The organism is Gudongella sp. DL1XJH-153 (assembly GCF_049310905.1).
Lineage (GTDB): Bacteria > Bacillota > Clostridia > Tissierellales > Tissierellaceae > Gudongella.
This window is the reverse complement of record NZ_JBMEMN010000020.1, coordinates 1-19,671: the sequence shown is the minus strand read 5'-3', so window position 1 is coordinate 19,671 and position 19,671 is coordinate 1. Positions and strand designations below refer to the sequence as shown.

The 19,671-nt window shown below is 37.5% G+C and carries 19 protein-coding genes and 1 other RNA gene; all 20 read right to left on the bottom strand.

The features are described 5' to 3' along the window. Window positions 1-17: 17 nt before the first annotated feature. Complete coding sequence (locus ACOEN1_RS08760) at window positions 18-860, bottom strand: bifunctional 5,10-methylenetetrahydrofolate dehydrogenase/5,10-methenyltetrahydrofolate cyclohydrolase (RefSeq protein WP_422486511.1); 843 nt, start codon at window positions 858-860, stop codon at window positions 18-20. 149 nt (window positions 861-1,009) lie between these two features. Next, window positions 1,010-1,900, bottom strand: coding sequence for an IS3 family transposase (locus ACOEN1_RS08755; protein WP_213238695.1), 891 nt, complete (start codon window positions 1,898-1,900; stop codon window positions 1,010-1,012). Further along, on the bottom strand, window positions 1,897-2,580 hold the full coding sequence (locus ACOEN1_RS08750) for a transposase (protein ID WP_422486510.1): 684 nt from the start codon (window positions 2,578-2,580) through the stop codon (window positions 1,897-1,899). The genes ACOEN1_RS08755 and ACOEN1_RS08750 overlap by 4 nt, the downstream gene beginning before the upstream one ends. A gap of 92 nt (window positions 2,581-2,672) precedes the next feature. Next, window positions 2,673-3,713 carry a C40 family peptidase gene (locus tag ACOEN1_RS08745; protein ID WP_422486509.1) on the bottom strand — a complete coding sequence of 347 codons (1,041 nt, stop codon included), beginning with the start codon at window positions 3,711-3,713 and terminating at the stop codon, window positions 2,673-2,675. A gap of 202 nt (window positions 3,714-3,915) precedes the next feature. Beyond that, an RNA gene (gene rnpB / locus ACOEN1_RS08740) (RNase P RNA component class A) lies at window positions 3,916-4,250 on the bottom strand. A 48-nt stretch (window positions 4,251-4,298) separates the two neighbouring features. After that, a complete protein-coding gene (locus tag ACOEN1_RS08735; protein WP_422486508.1) occupies window positions 4,299-5,012 on the bottom strand; it encodes a zinc ribbon domain-containing protein in 714 nt (237 codons plus the stop codon). Between the two features lie 15 nt (window positions 5,013-5,027). Then, a complete protein-coding gene (locus ACOEN1_RS08730) occupies window positions 5,028-6,128 on the bottom strand; it encodes a Nif3-like dinuclear metal center hexameric protein (protein ID WP_422486507.1) in 1,101 nt (366 codons plus the stop codon). Beyond that, the gene (locus ACOEN1_RS08725) at window positions 6,125-6,814 is read right to left on the bottom strand and encodes a tRNA (adenine(22)-N(1))-methyltransferase (protein ID WP_422486506.1); all 690 of its coding nucleotides are present in this window, start codon (window positions 6,812-6,814) and stop codon (window positions 6,125-6,127) included. The genes ACOEN1_RS08730 and ACOEN1_RS08725 overlap by 4 nt, the downstream gene beginning before the upstream one ends. 43 nt (window positions 6,815-6,857) lie before the next feature. Next, complete coding sequence (rpoD, locus tag ACOEN1_RS08720) at window positions 6,858-8,024, bottom strand: RNA polymerase sigma factor RpoD (protein WP_422486505.1); 1,167 nt, start codon at window positions 8,022-8,024, stop codon at window positions 6,858-6,860. A 12-nt stretch (window positions 8,025-8,036) separates the two neighbouring features. Then, complete coding sequence (gene dnaG, locus ACOEN1_RS08715) at window positions 8,037-9,815, bottom strand: DNA primase (RefSeq protein WP_422486504.1); 1,779 nt, start codon at window positions 9,813-9,815, stop codon at window positions 8,037-8,039. Window positions 9,816-9,863: 48 nt separating this feature from the next. After that, window positions 9,864-10,877, bottom strand: coding sequence for a deoxyguanosinetriphosphate triphosphohydrolase (locus tag ACOEN1_RS08710; protein ID WP_422486503.1), 1,014 nt, complete (start codon window positions 10,875-10,877; stop codon window positions 9,864-9,866). A 145-nt stretch (window positions 10,878-11,022) separates the two neighbouring features. Further along, entirely contained in the window at window positions 11,023-11,844 is an 822-nt protein-coding gene (locus tag ACOEN1_RS08705; protein ID WP_422486502.1) for a pyruvate, water dikinase regulatory protein, read from the bottom strand. 13 nt (window positions 11,845-11,857) lie between these two features. Next, window positions 11,858-12,529, bottom strand: a complete 672-nt coding sequence (locus tag ACOEN1_RS08700) for a helix-turn-helix transcriptional regulator (protein ID WP_422486501.1) — start codon at window positions 12,527-12,529, stop codon at window positions 11,858-11,860. Continuing rightward, window positions 12,499-14,577 (bottom strand): glycine--tRNA ligase subunit beta, encoded by a 2,079-nt coding sequence (gene glyS / locus ACOEN1_RS08695; RefSeq protein WP_422486500.1) that lies wholly within the window; start codon window positions 14,575-14,577, stop codon window positions 12,499-12,501. The genes ACOEN1_RS08700 and glyS overlap by 31 nt, the downstream gene beginning before the upstream one ends. Beyond that, window positions 14,570-15,457, bottom strand: a complete 888-nt coding sequence (gene glyQ, locus ACOEN1_RS08690) for a glycine--tRNA ligase subunit alpha (RefSeq protein WP_422486499.1) — start codon at window positions 15,455-15,457, stop codon at window positions 14,570-14,572. Before glyQ ends, glyS begins: the two co-directional genes overlap by 8 nt. A gap of 284 nt (window positions 15,458-15,741) precedes the next feature. After that, on the bottom strand, window positions 15,742-16,476 hold the full coding sequence (gene recO, locus ACOEN1_RS08685; RefSeq protein ID WP_422486498.1) for a DNA repair protein RecO: 735 nt from the start codon (window positions 16,474-16,476) through the stop codon (window positions 15,742-15,744). Between the two features lie 11 nt (window positions 16,477-16,487). Continuing rightward, the gene (gene era, locus ACOEN1_RS08680) at window positions 16,488-17,372 is read right to left on the bottom strand and encodes a GTPase Era (RefSeq protein WP_422486497.1); all 885 of its coding nucleotides are present in this window, start codon (window positions 17,370-17,372) and stop codon (window positions 16,488-16,490) included. After that, window positions 17,365-17,781 (bottom strand): cytidine deaminase, encoded by a 417-nt coding sequence (locus tag ACOEN1_RS08675; protein WP_422486496.1) that lies wholly within the window; start codon window positions 17,779-17,781, stop codon window positions 17,365-17,367. Before ACOEN1_RS08675 ends, era begins: the two co-directional genes overlap by 8 nt. A gap of 13 nt (window positions 17,782-17,794) precedes the next feature. Next, window positions 17,795-18,856 carry a DUF3048 domain-containing protein gene (locus ACOEN1_RS08670; protein ID WP_422486495.1) on the bottom strand — a complete coding sequence of 354 codons (1,062 nt, stop codon included), beginning with the start codon at window positions 18,854-18,856 and terminating at the stop codon, window positions 17,795-17,797. Between the two features lie 10 nt (window positions 18,857-18,866). After that, entirely contained in the window at window positions 18,867-19,571 is a 705-nt protein-coding gene (locus ACOEN1_RS08665; RefSeq protein WP_422486494.1) for a diacylglycerol kinase, read from the bottom strand. Window positions 19,572-19,671 lie beyond the last annotated feature (100 nt).

The following is a 19,671-nucleotide window of genomic DNA, read 5'->3' as shown; positions in this document are numbered from 1 at the left end:
ATTTTTTATTGTATTTTCTATTTCTCAGCTGCCTGTACAACCTGATTAAGCAAGATTGTCGTAGTGACACTTCCAACTCCTCCAGGTACAGGAGTGATCATTGAAACTTTCTCAGATACATTATCATAATCTACATCTCCACTTAGTTTACCATCTTCTGTCATTCCGACTCCTACATCAATTACAACGGATTCACTGCTAAAGAATTCCTCTCCGAAGAATTTAGGTTTTCCAAGAGCCGTTACAACTATATCTGCATCCTTGGTTATCTGAGCCAAATCTTTTGTCCTTGAGTGACAAATGGTAACAGTTGCATTTTTTTCAAGAAGCATCATAACAAGTGGCTTTCCTACTACCATTGATCTATTTATTACAGCAACCTTGCTTCCTTCAAGCTGAATGTTATTGTGAATAAGAATCTCCATTGCTGCTTTTGGTGTACACGGTGCAAAACCAGTCATATTTCCTTCAAATATCTTTTCAAGATTCAACGGATGCATACAATCAACATCCTTGTCTGGACTAATTGAGCTTCTTATTACTTCCTCATCAATATGCTTGGGCAATGGTCTGAATAAAAGTATTCCAGAAATTTCCGCATCACTGTTTAGCTCTTCCAGTAGTGATACAAGCTCTGATGTATCGATGGAAATCTCTTTTTCATAAACCTTGGCTTGAATATCCATTTTCTCACAAGCTTTGATTATACTCTTTTCATAAGAAACATCCCCTGCATTGTTACCGAGTCTTATTATTCCAAGTGTTGGTACAATACCTTTTTCCTTTAAAACTGCAATTCTTTTTGTCATGTCCTCTTTAATACTTGCTGCTACTACATTTCCCTTTAATATTTCAGTCATTACGAACCTCCTCATGTAATTATTACTTTAATTATAACATAGAAAAAAAACAAAAGCACCCTAGAGGGTTGATCTGCTATAAGTCAAGTAGACAGTTGAAATAACAAAAATAATTATTGAGTTCCATCATCTTGGTGGGACTCTTTTTTCTATGCAGCATTTTCAAGGATCGAACGATAGGACATTGGGGGTAGTATATTGAGTTTTCTTTGTCTGCGTTCATAATTATAAAAATGGATATACTTACTTATTGAATCCTGTAAATCATGATATGTACGGAACTGGTTCAGATAGTACATTTCGCACTTGATAATCCCCCAGAAACCTTCCATGGGCCCATTATCGATACATCGACCTACCCGAGACATACTTTGTAACATACCTGCTTCATCGAGTTTATGTCTGAACTGTTTACTGGTATATTGAAACCCTCGGTCGCTATGAAATAGTGGTTTTGCATCAGGATACTTTTCAACAGCCAAATCAAATGTGTCGAAAACCAGCTTATTGTTGTTGCTAGAACCTATGGAAAAGGAGACGATACTCTTGTCCTTGAGGTCAAGGATTGCACTGAGATAAAGTTTCTGGCCATTTCCATATTTCAGTTCCGTAACATCAGTCAGCCACTTTTCATTCAGTTTATCTGCTCTAAAGTCACGATTGAGTATATTTTCAGCTGTAATTTCAGGAGTGGAGCGCTGATACTTTGGTCGCTTTCGTCGGATTACTGACTTCAATCCAACCAGGCTGGTTAGACGGTAAATACGACCTTCACTACAGTCGATTCCAAACTGTTCTTCCAGCTCATCTCTAAGCCTTCTGTAACCATAGATGCCATTATACATAGCATATAGATATGCTAGCTTGTGTGTGATATCCTCATTCTCTATTTCTCTTCCACTCTTGTTTCTTCGAAGCCACTTATAGTATGAAGACCTGTTGAGGCTTAGTATTTTGCATAGTCTTTCTATAGGGTATCTTTTTTCTTCATTCAGTTCTTTTATGGCCTTATAGAGGGATTCTTGACGTACTCCGCTCAGCGTCGCCTCCTTTCCAGTTCTTCGAGCTTTTTTAACAAATCAATCTCCATGGATTTTTGTTCGATTTCAGATTGAAGCAACTTATTTGCAGCGCGTAAGCGTTCGACTTCTGTCATATCTACCAGAGGTTTTTTCTTTCCACGTTTGTCGATTAGGCCATCTACGCCATTCTTCTCATATTTCTTAACCCAGCTGTAAATCTGCTGATAAGATACCTTATACTTTTCCATAGTTTTTGTATAATCTTTGTTTTGAGCTATACAGTAACTCACAATTTCTATTCGTTCATTCAATGTAGTGGACCGCCCTTTGGTCATATAGATTTCACTCCCTTTTCCTCCAGTAGATCGGAGTTCTTTATGACCATTATACAATTTAATCCACGTTCTGAGTTGAGTTTTGCTTCTTATTTTATATTTGGCAGAAATCTCTTGCAGACTTCCTTTACCATCAAGATAATCCTTTACAGCGGCAACTTTAGTTTCTATGGTATATTTAGCATTTGTAGATCCGCTTTCAATGTTCGAAGCACCAAATACATCATAATTATTAATCCATAGTTGAACAGTTTTATCTGCAACTCCTAACTTATCACAAATATCATTTATACTAATCTTTCCAGCTTTATACTCTTCAACGTATTTAACTTTTAGATAACCGCTAATTTTACTTTTACGCATAAGAAAAGCTCCTTTCAAAGTAGTGTTGAAATTTTTGTTATTTCAACTGTCTACTTTAAAAGGAGCATATCAGGTGCATTTTAAGGCCAATTCTAATTTATTACTCTTCTGCCAGTCACATACCTTTGACTGTAATAACCTGAGTTTATTGTGTCAATCCTTACTTGTCTTTTCCCAGAAGATGCATGAATCATATTTCCATCTCCAATATATAACCCTACATGGGATATTCCTCTTCCAGTTGTGTTGAAAAATACCAGGTCTCCTGGGATCAGTTGAGACTTCTCAACTTTTACTCCAGCAGATCCTTGAGAAGATGATACTCTTGGAATCATTATTCCAAGCTCGTTCTTAAACAAAGCGTATGTGAATCCAGAGCAATCATATGCGTTAGGGCCTGCAGCTGCATAAACGTATGGCTTTCCAATTTCTCTGTGTGCAGCATCCACGATTTTCGCTATTAAAGTCCCCGTACCTCTTTCAGCTGCTCTTGATGCCTGCTCCAAAGTCCTGAAAAGAGTTACTGCAGTTTCTTCAATAAAGTAACTGTTCATCTCGTCGTCTACTATTTCAAACTGACCATTTTGAAAGTTCTTTACACCTACTGATCCACCCTTAACAAGTACAAGTGTATTCTCGCCATTTTTCAATACCCTGGTTATATTCGACATACCGTAGGATATGTTTTCAGTGATATTTCTTTGTGTACTGTTCATGTGAACATAGCCAATATGAAAGCTTTTTGCTGTTATAAAATAACCAAATGTTTCATTGTAGCTTGCCATGACCAACTCTTCACCAGGTTGTATTTCCTTGACCACTTGGGAATTTACATCCTGTTCCTTATACATTGTAACAGGTTCTTTTACCGTATATCTATCCGAACTTCTTGTAGTCCTTATCATTACATCTTTTGGAATACTATAATATGTACCATCCTTAAGCACCTGGTAGGAATCGCTTCCTTCCTTTGCTACTTTTACCTCTTCTTCCTTTGCAAACATAATCTCTGCTGTCTGATCATTCATCAGTGCAAAATCCTTTATGAATATGCCTGTGTCTTTGAATGCAACTCCCATTAGCATGCAAAGAACCAAAGTCTTGAATGCCAGTTTGTGTTTTCTATTATGCAATATGAACACTCCCTTTTTCGATTAATCTCATAAAAGTATTATAATACATGAAACTAATGTTTACAATGAAATATTTACAAAACGGTTACAAAATTTGATCCAATACAACTCAAATGTTGATATTACCTAATCTTTATTTGATAAATATTTTCTTGGAATACTTGAAATAAGAAAACCTCCGGGTATCTCCCGAAGGTTCTCATGTTTGAGTAAGTCTATAAGCCGTGTTCTGTTTCTATGGTCATCTATCTAGGCCAACTGTTACCAGCAGACTCATGCGACCTACCTTTGGAGCGGCAACGAGCAACTGCCTTTTTATGCTCCTTTTTGGTCTTGCTCCGGATGGGGTTTACAGAGCCATCTAGTCGCCTAGATGCTGGTGAGCTCTTACCTCACCTTTCCATCCTTACCATTTCTGGCGGTCTATTTCTGTTGCACTATCCTTAGGGTTGCCCCCACTGGACGTTATCCAGCATCCTGCTCTACGGAGCACGGACTTTCCTCATGTCATGGACATGCGACCATACAACTTACTCTATTTATATTATAGCATAAATAGAGACATTTTTAAACTAGAATGCGTCTTTACTCCTGCAATGGATATAGAATTCGCCCACAGTTCTCACAATTGATTATCTTCTTTCCCTGTTTTGCTTTTTCAACGAGATTTTCTGGTATCCGCATGTGACAACCACCACAAACATCATTTTTGATTTCTGCTATTCCACTACCTTTTCTACTCCGTATGCCATGATAAGCTACTAGAAGATTTTCATCACAAGAATTCTCCAACTCTTCAATTATACTCTTTTCATTATTGATTTTATCATTCAACTCAGACATGAGGCTATCCACTTCAACTCTCTTCTTTACTAATTCAGTGTCTAGCATCAAGATATCCCTTGATATGTTATCTATTTCAGAATCAACACTATCACTTGTCCCCATTGATTCCAGAATGTCATCCTCCAGCTTATCAATGGAAATAAAGTGGTGCTCTTTTTCTTTTTCCAAATGATTCAGCTGCTTTAGGTCTGTAACAGAGCCGCTGTATAATGTATTCTCAGCAATCTTAAATTTCTCTTCGTGAATTTGGACTTCCTGATCAAGTTTTCGCAGATGAGTCTTGAGTGTTTTCTTTTTCAGCACCAGGTCTTCATAAGTTTGTTTTAACGCCTGGTACCTATTCTCCATTCGAAGCATTTCCTTATTCTCCTCAAGGACATTCAGTTCTTTTACAAATAACTCTAAATTACCATAATGTTTTTCGATATCCCATAGCCTGTCAAGATTTGACATACGGACCCCTCCTATTTAGTAGCATGCAAAGTGAAATGATCTGTCTTCATGAATTTTAATCTTAATGCTATTATGCGTAGATTCAACAAGTTTTCTTTCCATGACAGGTAGAATAATGCTTTCTGTTCCGTAGTGTGTCCCATCAATAATAACAATACCCTCTTCATATGCCAACTGTGCATCGTGGTATTTTATATCTCCCGTAATGTATACTTGTGCTCCTTTTCTTGCGGCATCTCTGATAAAATCAGAGCCAGCTCCTCCGCAAACCGCAATTCTATTGATTATACCCTTATCGCTTCCGTAAACTCGAATTTCATCCAGATTTAAGAGTGCTTTCGTACTCTCAGCCAATTCTTTCAGCGTGCAGTCCTCGATATTTCCTACTCTGCCGTATCCAAATCCTTTTCCCTTGTTAAGTATTGGGAAAATATCAAATGCAACTTCCTCATACGGGTGTTCTTCCTTTATCATATCCATCGTTCTCTGGAGTAAATCCTTTTTTACTATAGTCTCGATTCTGACCTCAGCAACTGATTCCAACCTGCCGGTAGATCCAAGAAATGGATTTGAACCTGCCTGAGGTTTAAATCTACCAGTTCCTCTTACAGTAAAACTACATTCACTATAATTTCCAATATGACCGGCATCAGATTCGGACAGAGCCTCAAGGATTTTATTCTGATGGGTTTCAGGAACATAGACTGCAACTTTCACCAATTCTTCGCTGCTCAATTCACTCAATGTTTCAGTGTTTTTCATTCCAAATATAAGTGCCAACTGATCGTTTATTCCTTCTACAGCAAGATCAAGATTGGTATGTGCATTATAGATCAAAATGTCATTGGAAATTATTCTTTTTATTAATCTCCCTTTGTATGTGTTTAAAACCAAATTATCCATTGGTCTGAATATAAAAGGATGATGTGTAACAATCATATTGCATTGCTCTCGTATTGCCTCTTCAACAACATCCTCTGTAACATCCATCGAGATGATTATTCCTTTAATCAACTGTTCAGGATCACCGATTTGAAGACCAGTATTATCCCAGGAATCCACGAGGTTTAATGGAACCCATTGTTCAAACTTACTTACTATATCCAAGGCCTTCACTTTGAAAACACCTCCCTATAATCCTCTACTATCTTTTCGAGTTCCAGCAGTCTAGACATGCTTTTTTCACCTGTTCTGTTCCTAAGTTTTTCAATGACATTTTCATTCATCTTTATTTTCATCTCAACGAACTCTCTTAGAACTGGACTGTTTTTCTTCTTCAGCATTACAGGACTGATTTCATAATCCAGTTCCTTGTCAAATTTCTGTAATCCTGTTTTTGCAACAATTATTTCGTAAAACTTATCTCCTTCTCTTACTAAATCCTCGTCAACGATACGAAAATTGTTCTGGAGGAGATATTTCCTTAGTTCGGGTGAACCTACCATAGGCTGGAGAATCAAAGTGTTAATGCTTTTTGATACTTCCATGGATTTCGACATTATTTCAGCTATAAGCAAGCCTCCCATCCCTGCAATTACAAGAGTATCTACTTCAAATGGTCGTATTGGATCAAGGCCATCGCCTAATCTTGTTGTAATTTCTTCCTCAAGATTTTCTTCTCTGATATAGTCAACTGTTTTCTGAAGAGATCCCTTGCTTATATCTGTGGCGATTACCAGTTTACTTATTCCCTTGTCAATAAGATACTTGGGCACGTAACCATGATCAGTACCAACATCGGCAACTATTGAATTATTAGGTATAAAATCAGCAATTCTTTTTAGTCTAGGTGATAAATTCATAAAATTCTCCTTTTCAAAAGGAATAAGACCCGCATAGCGAATCTTATTCAAGAAAGTCTTTTAATTTTTTGCTTCTGCTTGGATGACGAAGCTTTCTCAATGCCTTTGCTTCAATCTGTCTGATTCTTTCACGAGTAACTTCAAATTCCTTTCCTACTTCCTCAAGAGTTCTGGCTCTGCCGTCATCAAGACCGAATCTTAACTTCAATACTTTTTGCTCTCTAGGAGTTAAGCTGTCCAGAACATCAATCAATTGCTCTCTTAGCATTGTAAATGTAGCTGCATCAGCAGGTGCAAGTACATCTTCATCAGGAATGAAATCTCCCAAATGGCTATCTTCCTCTTCTCCAATTGGAGTTTCAAGTGATACAGGCTCCTGAGCTATTTTCATTATTTCTCTGACACGTTCAACATCGAGGTTCATTTCCTGACCAATTTCTTCTGGGGAAGGATCTCTTCCAAGCTCCTGTACAAGTTGTCTCTGTACTCTAACAAGTTTGTTTATTGTCTCTACCATATGAACAGGTATTCTGATTGTTCTGGCTTGGTCTGCAATTGCTCTTGTTATAGCCTGTCTTATCCACCATGTTGCATAGGTACTGAATTTAAACCCTTTTCTATACTCAAACTTCTCTACAGCCTTCATTAGGCCGAGATTCCCTTCCTGTATCAGGTCAAGGAATAGCATTCCTCTTCCAACATATCTCTTGGCAATGCTTACCACGAGTCTCAGGTTGGCTTCAGCCAGCTTTTTCTTTGCCAGTTCCTCGCCTTCTTCCATTCTCATGGCCAAGTCAATCTCCTCTTCACCTGTGAGTAGTGGAATCTTGCCTATTTCTTTTAGGTACATCCTTACTGGGTCATCTACACTTATTCCCTTTGGAACAGTAAGATCTTCCTTAACATCGTCCTCGCTCTCAAGCTCTTCGTCGACTACCTTTTCAATATCCTCGTCACTGTCTTCATCCTCATCCTCGTCATCAGTCAGCAGGATTTCATCATCCTTTTCCCCCATGATATCAATGTCACTATCTTCTATTCTCTGGTAAATTTCATCAATTTCTTCCGAATCGAGGTCAATTGCCTCTAATGTATCCATTATTTCTTTATAAGTCAACAAGCCGTTCTTTTTACCCTTATCTAAAAGCTTCTTCTCGGCGAGCTGCTTATTTGTGAAGTTTTTTTCTGGGTTCTTAGTTGTATCGTTCAATTTATTTCCTCCCTACTTAACTAATGAATTTATTTTCTTGTTTAGTTCATCTATGCTACCAAGCAATTTAAGAAATTTTTCCTGGTCTTCTTCGTTTTTTCCCAACTTCTCCATTTCTATTAAAATAGAATTTCTCTCACTTACCAACTTATTGTGCCTTATGGTCCTAACTAAATCATCAATTACTCTTTCCCAGTTTGATGCCAGAAATCTAGGCTGGTGGTCTAGAATCTCATTAAACTTATCGCTGCTCTGTTGGTCTTCAGACAATTCCTCCCGTAAAGAGTTCTTATCAATTGTATCGAATCTGTTATAGGTATCGGCTATGATTCTATAACAAAATCTGCATTCCATGTCTTGGAAGTCTTCAAATATTACTTTATCAGAAATCCTATCAAAATATTCTTTATCAATTAGCATAAATCCTATAAGATCCATCTCAGCTTTGGTATGTGCCGGTGGAAGATTTGTAAAAGCAGGTTCAATTTTCCTGGTTTCATTGAACTTTCTTTGTCGTTTTTCTCTCCCAAGGACTTCACGCGATATTGCCTCCTTTGATACTCCCGTTTCAGAGGATATTTTGTCAATATATACATCCTGTTCAACAGGCGACTTCATACTTCTGATAATTTTTGCCACCTCTCGAGTAAACTCGATCTTACCTTTTGGCTCTTTGATATCATGATCCTCTTTTAACATATATACCTTAAAATCAATATAACTTAACGCAGTATTTATCTTTTTTTGAAACATTGCCTGTCCATTTTCTCTAATAAAATCATCTGGGTCCATTCCTTCTGGAAGAAAAACAACTCTAGGATCGATTTCCAACTCTCTCAGCACGTCTATTGCTCTGAGGGTTGCTTTTATGCCAGCCTTGTCGCTGTCATAACATATTAAAACTTCATCCCCATATCTTTTAAGAAGCTTTCCCTGACTTTTTGTGAGTGCAGTTCCAAGGCTTGCAACAGCAAAAGGGACACCCCCTGTATATAAAGATATTACATCCATATATCCTTCCACGAGAAGTATCTTTTTTCTGTCTGTATTTCCTGTCAACAAATTCAAACCGTATAGGTGATAGCCTTTGTTAAAAACCTTTGTGTCAGGTGAATTCAGATATTTGGGTAAACTCTCATCAAGCACCCTGCCTCCAAACCCAATGACCCTTCCTCTAGTGTCAATAATAGGAAAAATTACTCTATTTCTAAATTTATCAAAATATCCGGATTTGTCTTTTCTAATTCCAGCTAATCCGGCTTTGACCAAATCTTCCTCACTATATCCTTTTACAAGAAGCTCTTTCAGAAGTCCATCCCAGTTTTCTGTAGCATAACCTAGTCCAAATTTTCTTGCTATTTCTGCAGTAATTCCTCTCTTTGCAAGGTACTCCCTCGGTTTTTTATTATTCATCAAATTATTATGGAAATACCGTGCAGCTTCCTTGTTCATTTCATAAAGTTTCTTTTTATCTTCATTGTCTTCCTTGTTTCCATCATTTTCCCATGGAATACCATATTTATCTGCAAGAAACTTCAAGGAATCAATAAAATCAAGATTCTCTTTCTTCATTATGAACGTTACTCCGTCTCCGCCTTCACCACAACCGAAACAATGAAATATCTGCTTCGATTCAGATACAGTAAATGAAGGAGTCTTTTCACTATGAAACGGACATAGTCCCACGTAGTTTGAACCTGATTTTTTTAGATGAACGTATTCACCAACCAATTCCACTATATCCATCTGATCCTTGACTTTCTCAAGGACATCTTCGTTCGAATATGACATTCTCTCACCACTTGTCTAGTTTAGTATTCCAAATTCCGAAATATGTTATTATTTTCCCCATGGCTTTGGTACAAATATATCCATATACAGGTTTACAATATATCTATCCGTCATCCCTGCAATGTAATCACAGATAATATCTTCCTTATCAGCCTCAACACCTTCATATATACCCAGATGCTCGGAAGGAAGCCTATTGAAGTTCTTTTTGTAATACTTAAACAAAACCTCTATGATATACTCCGCCTTGTCATCCTCTTTCTTTGCATCTTTATTCAGATATACATTGTCAAACATAAACTGCCTGAGCTTGCTGGTCTTCTCACCAACAAGATTGCTCATTATCAACCTGTCCTTACCAATATTATTCTCTATTAGGTCCACTATCATTGTGTTGATTCTTTTGCCATGAGTATCTCCTAATACTTGTACGCAATCATCAGGCAAATCCTTTTCCTCAATAACACCTGCTCTTATAGCATCATCTATGTCGTGATTTATATATGCAATTCTGTCTGCAAACTTTATAATCTGGCCTTCAGGGGTTTTTGATACATTATCCCCAGAATGATTCATTATACCTTCCAAGACCTCGTATGTCAAATTCAAACCCTGCCTTTTTTCATGTCCTTCAAGTAACTCAACAACCCTTACACTTTGCTCGTTATGCTTGAATCCACGAGGATTAACTCTATCCAGAACCTTTTCACCCGTATGACCAAATGGCGTATGTCCAAGATCATGAGCCAATGCGATTGCTTCAACCAGATCTTCATTTAATCTTAATGCTCTTGCCATTGTTCTGGCAAGTTGAGCCACTTCCAAAGTATGTGTAAGTCTGGTTCTGAAATGATCGCCTTCAGGTGCAATAAAAACCTGTGTCTTATGTTTCAAGCGCCGAAATGCCTTGGAGTGGATGACCCTGTCCCTGTCACGCTGAAACTCGGTTCTTATTTGGCACTTCTCTTCCTCTACCTTGCGACCTGCTGTATTCATGCTTAAACTGGCAAGAGATGAAAGTGTCTTGAGTTCTAATTGTTCGAACTGCTCGCGAATATTCATTTTTCACCTCCATATTTCCTATATATATATATTCAACATGGATTCTTAAATTCCTTCTTTTTTATTAAAAAACATCTTTTAGGCTAAATCACAAAATAAAAGCGTCCCTAAGAACGCTTTGTTAATATTGAGTATATTTAGTGCACTAAAACATTTTGTCCCCAAATTCATTTGCCATGTGCTCAATTATTATTGAGGCAGTTTCTTCTATCGCCTTGGTTGAGACATCTATTATTTCACAACCTAAATTCATCATAATATCCATGGAGTATTCAAGCTCACTTTGAATTCTTTCAACACTCGCATAATTCGCAGAATTCTTAAGCCCAAGAGCTTTAAGTCTCTCAGTTCTTATTTCAATTAGTTTTTTCGGATCAGCCACCAATCCGATTATCCTCCTGCGATCCTTCTTGTAAATTTCCGCCGGAACGCTTACCTCTGGTACCAATGGTATGTTGACTACCTTGAAGTTTTTATGAGCTAGATACATGCTAAGAGGAGTTTTTGACGTTCTGGAAATACCCACCAGGCATATATCCGCTTTTTCAATTCCTCTTGGGTCTTTACCATCATCATATTTGACGGCAAATTCAACAGCCTCAACCTTCTTGAAGTAGTTTGCATCAATTCTTCTGATTAGTCCCGCTTCCCTCTTGGGAGCATAGCCCAAGAGCTTCTCTATTGCCAACATGGGTGGAGACATTACATCAATTGCCGGTATGTTGTTTTCTTCACCAAGACTGTCTATAAGGTCCTTTATATCACTTAGAACAGTAGTATATATAAAGAGGCTTTCTCCGGGTACTGCTTCCTGAAAAATCTCTCTTATTCCATCCTTATCATCCATAAAAGGATATTTTTTGATTTCATAATTCTCTGTAATAAACTGCTTGGCTGCAGCTTTTGCTATCAGTTCTCCCGTTTCCCCTATGGAGTCTGACAATACGTATACTGTAAGTCTGTTCATAATGATTCCCTCCCTAGATATTGGTACCCAGTTCGACAAACATTCTCGTTATGTTTGTTTTGGTAATCCTCCCTGTCACCTTGTAATTTCTATCCTTTCCCTCTACATTTTCAACTACTGGGAGACTATCTATCTCGTGTTCTATCATCTGAATAGCAGCTTTTAAAATGGATTCCGATTCAAGTATTACAACAACCTTTGGCATTCTTGTCATTATCATTCCAACAGGAGTATTGTTTAGATTCATTCTTCCCATGGCACTTCGCAGAAGGTCCTTTCTTGAAATAACACCTGATAGGTACCCATCTTGAGTAATGAATATTGAACCTACGTCTTCAGTGAACATATATACAGCAGCATCGTATATGGATTTGTCTTCCTCCATTACAACAGGCACTGACATAATCTCTTTGACTTTGATCGATGAAATCTTATCTGACACAATGTCGATATCTGGTCTCCCTAGATATATATACCCGACTTTGGGTCTCGCATCCAGAATCCCTGACATGGTTAGTATTGCCAAATCTGGCCTTATCGTTGCCCTTGTCAACCCTAACCTTTTGCCTATTTCACTACTGGTTATTGGTTGATTATCCTGAACTATGCTTATTATTGTTTCCTGCCTGTTTGAGAGTTGGATAAAACCACCACCTATCTGGCGACAATATATGTCAGGTCGCATACCATAATCATCTTTGAATATATTCTTCTAAGTAGCGCCAGTCTATTGTTTTTAAGCTCCTGGTCATCCACCATAACCATAACTTTGTCAAAGTATTCATTGATTGGATCCTTGAGAGTTCCAAGAACCATCATAGCCTTGTCGTATTCCTTCTTGTTTATATGTGAATCTACCTTATCTTCAATATTATTGTATGCATCATAAAGTTGAATTTCTTCAGCCGCCAGAAGATCTCTCTTGACTTCAGTTGACTCTGTCTTGATGGCCATTGAGCTTAGTCTATTGAAAGCCACAAGGATATCTGCCACATCTTCTTTTCGGAACCAGTTGGATAGCTTTTCAACCCTTGTTCTCATATCATAGATATTATCACTGCCAGTATTAATAACGGAATCAATAACATCATATGGCATTCCAGTTTCAAGGAATATGTTTCTTACCCTACCTATAAAGAATTCAAGAATTTCAACCCTTACTTTATTGTAATCACAGGCTAGTCCATTCTCTTCAACATAAATGTAGAGTGAAAAGTCTATAAGCTCCAATAATGAAATGTTTAGTTTCTTATCCATAATGATGTTAATAATGCCCAAAGCTGCTCTTCGTAGAGCAAATGGATCCTGTGATCCAGTTGGTTTAATTCCTATGGCAAACAAGCCACAGATTGAATCGAGTTTGTCAGCTATTGACAGAATGGCGCCTGCAGTTGTAGAAGGCAATTCATCTCCTGAATATCTTGGCATATATTGTTCGTATATGGCCAAACTCACAATTTCATTCTCTCCTGCTTCCTCAGCGTATTCCATTCCAATCTTGCCTTGCAGCTCTGTAAATTCAGTTACCATTTTTGTAACAAGATCCGCCTTGGATAGATAGCTTGCTCTTTGAAGATTCTTTTCAGTTTCTTCACCAACTTCGAGATAATCTCCAATTTTTTCAGCAAGTTTCATTATTCTGCTTGTTTTATCATAAACAGTTCCGAGTTTTTCTTGAAATGTAAGTGCCTTAAGTTTTTCCACGTATCCTTCCAATGGTATGCTTATATCATCCTTATAGAAGAATTTAGCATCCTCAAGCCTTGCACCAAGTACTTTTTCATTCCCTTTTACGACAATCTCCTCAAATTGTGAATCTCCGTTTCTTACGGTAACAAAATAAGGAAGAAGTCTGTTCTTGTCATCAAGCACAGGGAAATATCTTAAATGTTCCTTCATAGGTGTTGTAATCACATCGAATGGAAGGCTCAAATATTCATCTTTGATTCTTCCCATGATGGGCGTTGGGTATTCAACCAGATTCGTAACCTCATCCAACAGGTCCTCATCCTTCTGAATTGAACCACCTTTCTCCTTGGCAAGCTTTTCAGCCTGAAGTCTAATTATATCTTTTCTTTCTTCTTCATCAACTATAACGTAATTTTCCTTCAGAAGCTCACTGTATTTATCTATGTCTTCTATATTGATATTTTGACTTCCAAGAAATCTATGACCTCTGGTTATACTTCCAGCCTTTATACCTTCAAGTTCATACGGAATTGGATTGTTGTCAAGAAGAACTACCAACCACCTAATAGGTCTAGCAAACCTTATGTTTTTACCACCCCATCTCATCGACTTGGGAAAGGTGATTTCTTTTATTATTCCATCCAGACCTTTCTGAAGTACTGTCTGAAGAGATTTTCCGGCCTTGTGCACTGTTGCATAAATATATTCCTCACCATTGTAGTCCTCAGTTTTAATATGTTCAATTGAAACACCTTGTCCACGCATAAATCCTTGTAAAGCCTTAGTAGGATTCCCTTCTTCATCATATGCAATTCTTGCAGCAGGGCCCTTTACAAAATCCTGCTGACTTTCGCCCTCATCACCTAATCCTTTTATGTCGATAGTTAATCTACGTGGTGTTGAGTATGTTTGTATGGATTCAAAGGATATTCTTTCTGCCTTGAATAAAGCCTCAGCATTTTCTTTAAGCTGTCTTATTGCGTCCTTGATGTATCTTGCAGGAAGCTCTTCGACACCTATTTCAAGTAAGAATCTTCTATTCATTGTCTGCACCACCTTTTTTCAACAAAGGATAATCCATTTCACTTCTTTGCTCCAAATAAAGAGCTGCTATACTTCTTGCCAGATTTCTAACCCTGCCGATATAGTTTGTCCTCTCTGAAACTGATATTGCACCTCTGGCATCCAAGACATTAAAGGTATGTGAGCATTTAAGAACATAGTCGTATGAGGGTACAACCAACTTTTCCTGAATTCCTCTGTTTGCTTCTTTTTCATAAGTATTGAAAAGCTCTTTCAATACTTCTATATCAGCTTTTTCAAAGCTATAGATAGAATGTTCGTACTCAGCCTTTCTGAATATATCTCCGTAGGTAAAGTTTTTATTCCATTGGATATCAAAAATATTATCGACATCCTGAAGATACATTGCTATTCTCTCAAGTCCATATGTCAATTCTCCAGATTCCAATTCACAATTTATCCCTCCAACCTGTTGGAAGTATGTAAACTGAGTGATTTCCATTCCATCAAGCCATACTTCCCAACCTAAACCCCATGCACCGAGAGTTGGTGCCTCCCAGTTGTCTTCAACAAATCTTATGTCATGCTTAAGTGGATCAATACCTATGGCTTTCAGACTGTCCAGGTATAGGTCTTGAATATTCTCAGGTGAAGGTTTGAGAATAACTTGAAGCTGATGATGTTGGTATACTCTGTTGGGATTCTCTCCATATCTTGCATCAGCTGGTCTTCTTGAAGGTTCAACATAGACCACCTGCCATGGCTCCGGACCTAAAGCCCTCAAAAATGTATGTGGACTCATTGTTCCGGCACCTTTTTCCACATCATATGGTTCCATTATAATACAATCTTTTTCACCCCAGTAATTTAGTAATTTCAGCATCAAATCCTGAAAATACATATTAATCCCCCCTTTATTTTTGAATACAAAAAAACCTTAGCGTCCTTATAGGGACGAAAGGTCTCTTCCGCGGTTCCACCCTATTTAATACCTATTACAAGGTATTCTCTTAGATTGCAATACTCAGAAGTGCCGTTCCCCATAACCATACAGGTCCGTTCCCACCTTTATCGGACTCTCTTGGCTAAACAGCTACAGGTACTCTCTTCATCATCGTATAGAATTAAGTTTCGTTTATTAATTTAACAAAATTTCACCCATCTGTCAAGAGCAGGTGAGCTCTCCTATAACAGTCCCTGTCCTATCATGGACAAGGATTTTAGTTCCCTGATGTCAAGATTGTACAATAGGTACTCAGACAACCTTTTGTGAAATCTCCATAAAGTGCTTTCGCTTATGTCAAGCTTTCTTACATCTTCCAATTTAGACATCAATAGACTAATCATCTGATCCTTTTCCAGCTGACTAATCCTGTCTCTTCCAGATCCACTGCACGTTGGACATAGAATTCCTCCCTTGGTGCCGTCAAATTCCCAAATATCTGAGTTTTTATTACCACATGTCAAGCAGCTGTCAAGATGAGGCCTATATCCAATAAAACTAGCAAATTTAATTTCATAGGCTACAATTAATGCCAGGAGATTATCTTCATTTTTCAATATAGTCATAAATTTTTCCAAAAGAGAAAATAGAACCAAATTTTCCTCCTCGTCTGGTGTCGATTTATCCAGCAATTCCAGAGCATAGAAGCCGAAAAGCATTCTTTCCATAGAATTTCGAATGGTATAAAAAGAATCAATAAGGTCGACACTTTCGATATAGTAAAAGCTCTTGCCTCTTTTAAAGTTCCAACTGCTCAAGGCAAAAACTTCAGTGGATGCCATTGCTCCAGACTTAGGTTTAAGAACTCCTTGAGCAAGGACCCTTATTTTTCCCAGATCCTCTGTGTAAACTGTCAATATTTTACTGCTTTCCTTATATTTCATGCCCGATATTACTATTCCATTTGTCCCAGACATATTAAACCCTTCTATTTGTAGCCAAAATATTTTACCTTATTGGCTTTCTCTCTCCAATTTTTTTCCACTTTTACCCACAACTGAAGATTTACCTTACTTCCCATTAGTTTCTCAATATCTTCTCTAGCTTGTTGACCAATTGTCTTTAGCATTCTTCCATTTTTGCCAATTATCATGCCCTTATGTGAATTCTTTTCACAGTAAATATTAGCAAAAACATCAATTAATTCCTTGTCTTCACGTTGAACAATTTTATCAATCTCAACATATATACCGTGAGGTATTTCATCTTCAAGATTAACCAGAGCTTTTTCCCTTACAATTTCAGATATTATAAATCTCTCTGGTTGATCTGTTATCATATCATCTGGAAAATACTGTGGTCCCTCAGGTATCATCTCCTTTAAAACCTCCAGATATCGTTCGATATTATCATTGTTCAATGCTGAAATTGGAATTACATCCTCAAATATACCCATATCCTTATACTTTTTTACTAAAATTTCAACCTCATCTTTTTTAAGTTTATCAGTCTTATTTATTAATAGAACAATAGGTGTACTTATAACTTTGAGCTGGTCAAGAATATAACTATCCATCTTTCCTGTTTGCATGCTTTCATCAACCATAAATGTTACGATATCAACCTCTTCCAGAGTTGTTCTGGATATTTTAAGCATGTAGTCTCCCAGTATGTTTTTTGGCATCTGCATCCCTGGTGTATCTAAAAATACTATCTGAAAATCATCACCAGTGTAGACCATTTGAATCTTATTTCTGGTAGTTTGTGGCTTGTCAGAAATTATGGAGATTTTTTCTCCTATAACTTGATTCAAAAGCGTTGATTTTCCAACATTTGGTCGACCAATTACCGTTATAAATCCTGATTTATACATCTTTTTCCTCCTTGCTTGCAGATTGCAGATCCTCTGGCCCAAAACTATGTGGAAGCAGTTCCTCCAAATCATACTCTCTGTAATCTTCTTCTGAATTAGCAATAATTATCCTTGTATCCTTGCCAAATTCACGTATAACCTGTCTACACACACCACAGGGATATGTGTGATCAGCATCTCCAACAATTGCTATTGCCTTTATTTTTTCATGACCTTCAGATACAGCCTTGAATATGGCAGTTCTTTCAGCACATATTGTTGGTGAATATGATGCAATTTCAATATTGCAGCCATCATAAATTTTGTCATCCTCTGTTAATATGGCTGCCCCTACATGAAAACCTGAATAAGGTACATAAGCCTTCTTTTTAGCCTTTATAGCCCTTCTAATCAATTCCTTCTTATCCATTATAAAACCTCACTTATTCTATAGTAATTGGTGTCATAGGTTTAACAACCTGAATCCAAGTTGTTCCTGGTGTAAGTTTGATTTCTTCATTGTTTTTATCAAGGTAGTAAATTTTTGCCTTCCTGTTATCCTTTACCCATTTTATGTCTTCAACTACCCCTCTTGATATATATTTACCTTCACCTTCGCCCTCGACTGCAATACCAAGTCTTCCTACATTATCAAGAACTCTCATTGAGTTCTCCTGAATTATTATATTATCTGCATAAAGTCCACTCTCATCCGATTCGTCCACATGTCTAGTTCCATCCTTATATCGTTCATATCTCTCTATTTCAGCGTCATATACAAACCTGGTGTTATTTTCATCATTATATGTAATGGATACTTCTTCAGCCGATTGACCTATTCTACTTTCTCTCTCCATATCAAATACAAACCCTTCATACTCGCTTTTATCCCGGAATCCTCTTTCTTCCTGAACATCTCTCAAAACTTCCATGCTTGAATACATATTGTTGGGAGCTCTTTTATGGGACATCCTCCAAAAAACTCTTGATGAGCTTGTAAGACCATCAATTTCTCCTAAATTGAGATTCCTTACATCTACTTTTGCCTGTTCGCTACCTCCAACATGAACGAATATAGCGTCAAATTGCAAAGCCATTGTAACAAAATACGGTCTTGCACTTCTAATTGGCCCTACTGATTCCGGATTATTTATCAGGTAAAGTCCCAAGTATCTAGTGTATGGTCCCTCCACGGGAAACTCATATATTACTTCTGCATCCTTTAAGCCTGATTGCCATTTCGCTTTGGGATGGTTGTCAAATATAATGGAGATGATTCTTCCATTGACAATTTCTTCTTCTGCATATATTCCGCTCAATGGAGATGGAATCCCCGAAGGTTCTGGTTCTGGTTCCGGCTCAGGCTCTGGAACTGATTCGGGTTCTTCAGCCGGTATCTCAACTGGTAGCTCTGGCTCTTCTGACGGCTGATTATTATTACAAGCTATAAGGCTTAAACTCATTATCACTACCATTATAAGTGTCAATATCTTTCTAATGTCCATTTTCTTCCCCCTATCCAACTATCTGAAATATCAGTATCCCTACAAGAATACCTAGTATACCTCCAACGATTGTTTCCATCGCTGAATGAATCTTCCCCTCAACTCTACTTTCCGCGACCAGAAATGCCAATCCGAAAACCAATGTTATTATCAAAAGATTCTCTGATAAAATTGATACAATTGTCGCTATACAAAATGCTACGGCAGAATGGCCACTTACTACACCACCCTGAAAATGAGTGCCATGGCCCTTATAGAATTTGGATTTCAAGCCAACTGTAAGAAGTGCAACGAGTATAAGAGCAACAAAAGTAAGATGAATCGGTGAATTTCGTATTTTTAACAGAACCAATTCCTTAAAGGGATTCAATCTTTCAAAAAACATAAGATATCCTACAATCACAGCATTGAATGTAGCTATTAAGACTGCGCCTGCAGAAACATCCTTTATTACCCTTGCCAGTGGATGGTATTCCCTGGTTATCATATCTATTGTTTTTTCTATTGCTGTGTTTATCATTTCCAAAACTACCACCAACACAACCGTCAGAAGAAGAATCATAAACTCCACCCTGGTAAGGTTAAATAGTGTACTCAGGCTGATTACCGCAATTGCGGCAATATAATGTATTCTTAAACTCTTTTCAAGCTTCATAGCAGTCATAATACCGGAAACTGCATAGTTGAAACTATCAATCAATTCCTTGACCTTCATACATACACCCCCTCAGTTATTTAGGTAGTGTCAAGTTTATCCCTTTAAAATAGCTATAAAATATTGTAATTTCAATAGTTATCAAAAAAAGATAACGACA

Bases quoted from the DNA above. Each gene is read 5' to 3' on its own strand.
- ACOEN1_RS08760 (WP_422486511.1), bottom strand. From the start codon at position 860: ATGACTGAAATATTAAAGGGAAATGTAGTAGCAGCAAGTATTAAAGAG.
- ACOEN1_RS08750 (WP_422486510.1), bottom strand. From the start codon at position 2,580: ATGCGTAAAAGTAAAATTAGCGGTTATCTAAAAGTTAAATACGTTGAA.
- ACOEN1_RS08735 (WP_422486508.1), bottom strand. From the start codon at position 5,012: ATGTCAAATCTTGACAGGCTATGGGATATCGAAAAACATTATGGTAAT.
- ACOEN1_RS08725 (WP_422486506.1), bottom strand. From the start codon at position 6,814: ATGAATTTATCACCTAGACTAAAAAGAATTGCTGATTTTATACCTAAT.
- dnaG (WP_422486504.1), bottom strand. From the start codon at position 9,815: ATGTCATATTCGAACGAAGATGTCCTTGAGAAAGTCAAGGATCAGATG.
- ACOEN1_RS08710 (WP_422486503.1), bottom strand. From the start codon at position 10,877: ATGAATATTCGCGAGCAGTTCGAACAATTAGAACTCAAGACACTTTCA.
- ACOEN1_RS08705 (WP_422486502.1), bottom strand. From the start codon at position 11,844: ATGAACAGACTTACAGTATACGTATTGTCAGACTCCATAGGGGAAACG.
- ACOEN1_RS08700 (WP_422486501.1), bottom strand. From the start codon at position 12,529: ATGCGACCTGACATATATTGTCGCCAGATAGGTGGTGGTTTTATCCAA.
- glyS (WP_422486500.1), bottom strand. From the start codon at position 14,577: ATGAATAGAAGATTCTTACTTGAAATAGGTGTCGAAGAGCTTCCTGCA.
- glyQ (WP_422486499.1), bottom strand. From the start codon at position 15,457: ATGTATTTTCAGGATTTGATGCTGAAATTACTAAATTACTGGGGTGAA.
- recO (WP_422486498.1), bottom strand. From the start codon at position 16,476: ATGTCTGGGACAAATGGAATAGTAATATCGGGCATGAAATATAAGGAA.
- era (WP_422486497.1), bottom strand. From the start codon at position 17,372: ATGTATAAATCAGGATTTATAACGGTAATTGGTCGACCAAATGTTGGA.
- ACOEN1_RS08675 (WP_422486496.1), bottom strand. From the start codon at position 17,781: ATGGATAAGAAGGAATTGATTAGAAGGGCTATAAAGGCTAAAAAGAAG.
- ACOEN1_RS08670 (WP_422486495.1), bottom strand. From the start codon at position 18,856: ATGGACATTAGAAAGATATTGACACTTATAATGGTAGTGATAATGAGT.
- ACOEN1_RS08665 (WP_422486494.1), bottom strand. From the start codon at position 19,571: ATGAAGGTCAAGGAATTGATTGATAGTTTCAACTATGCAGTTTCCGGT.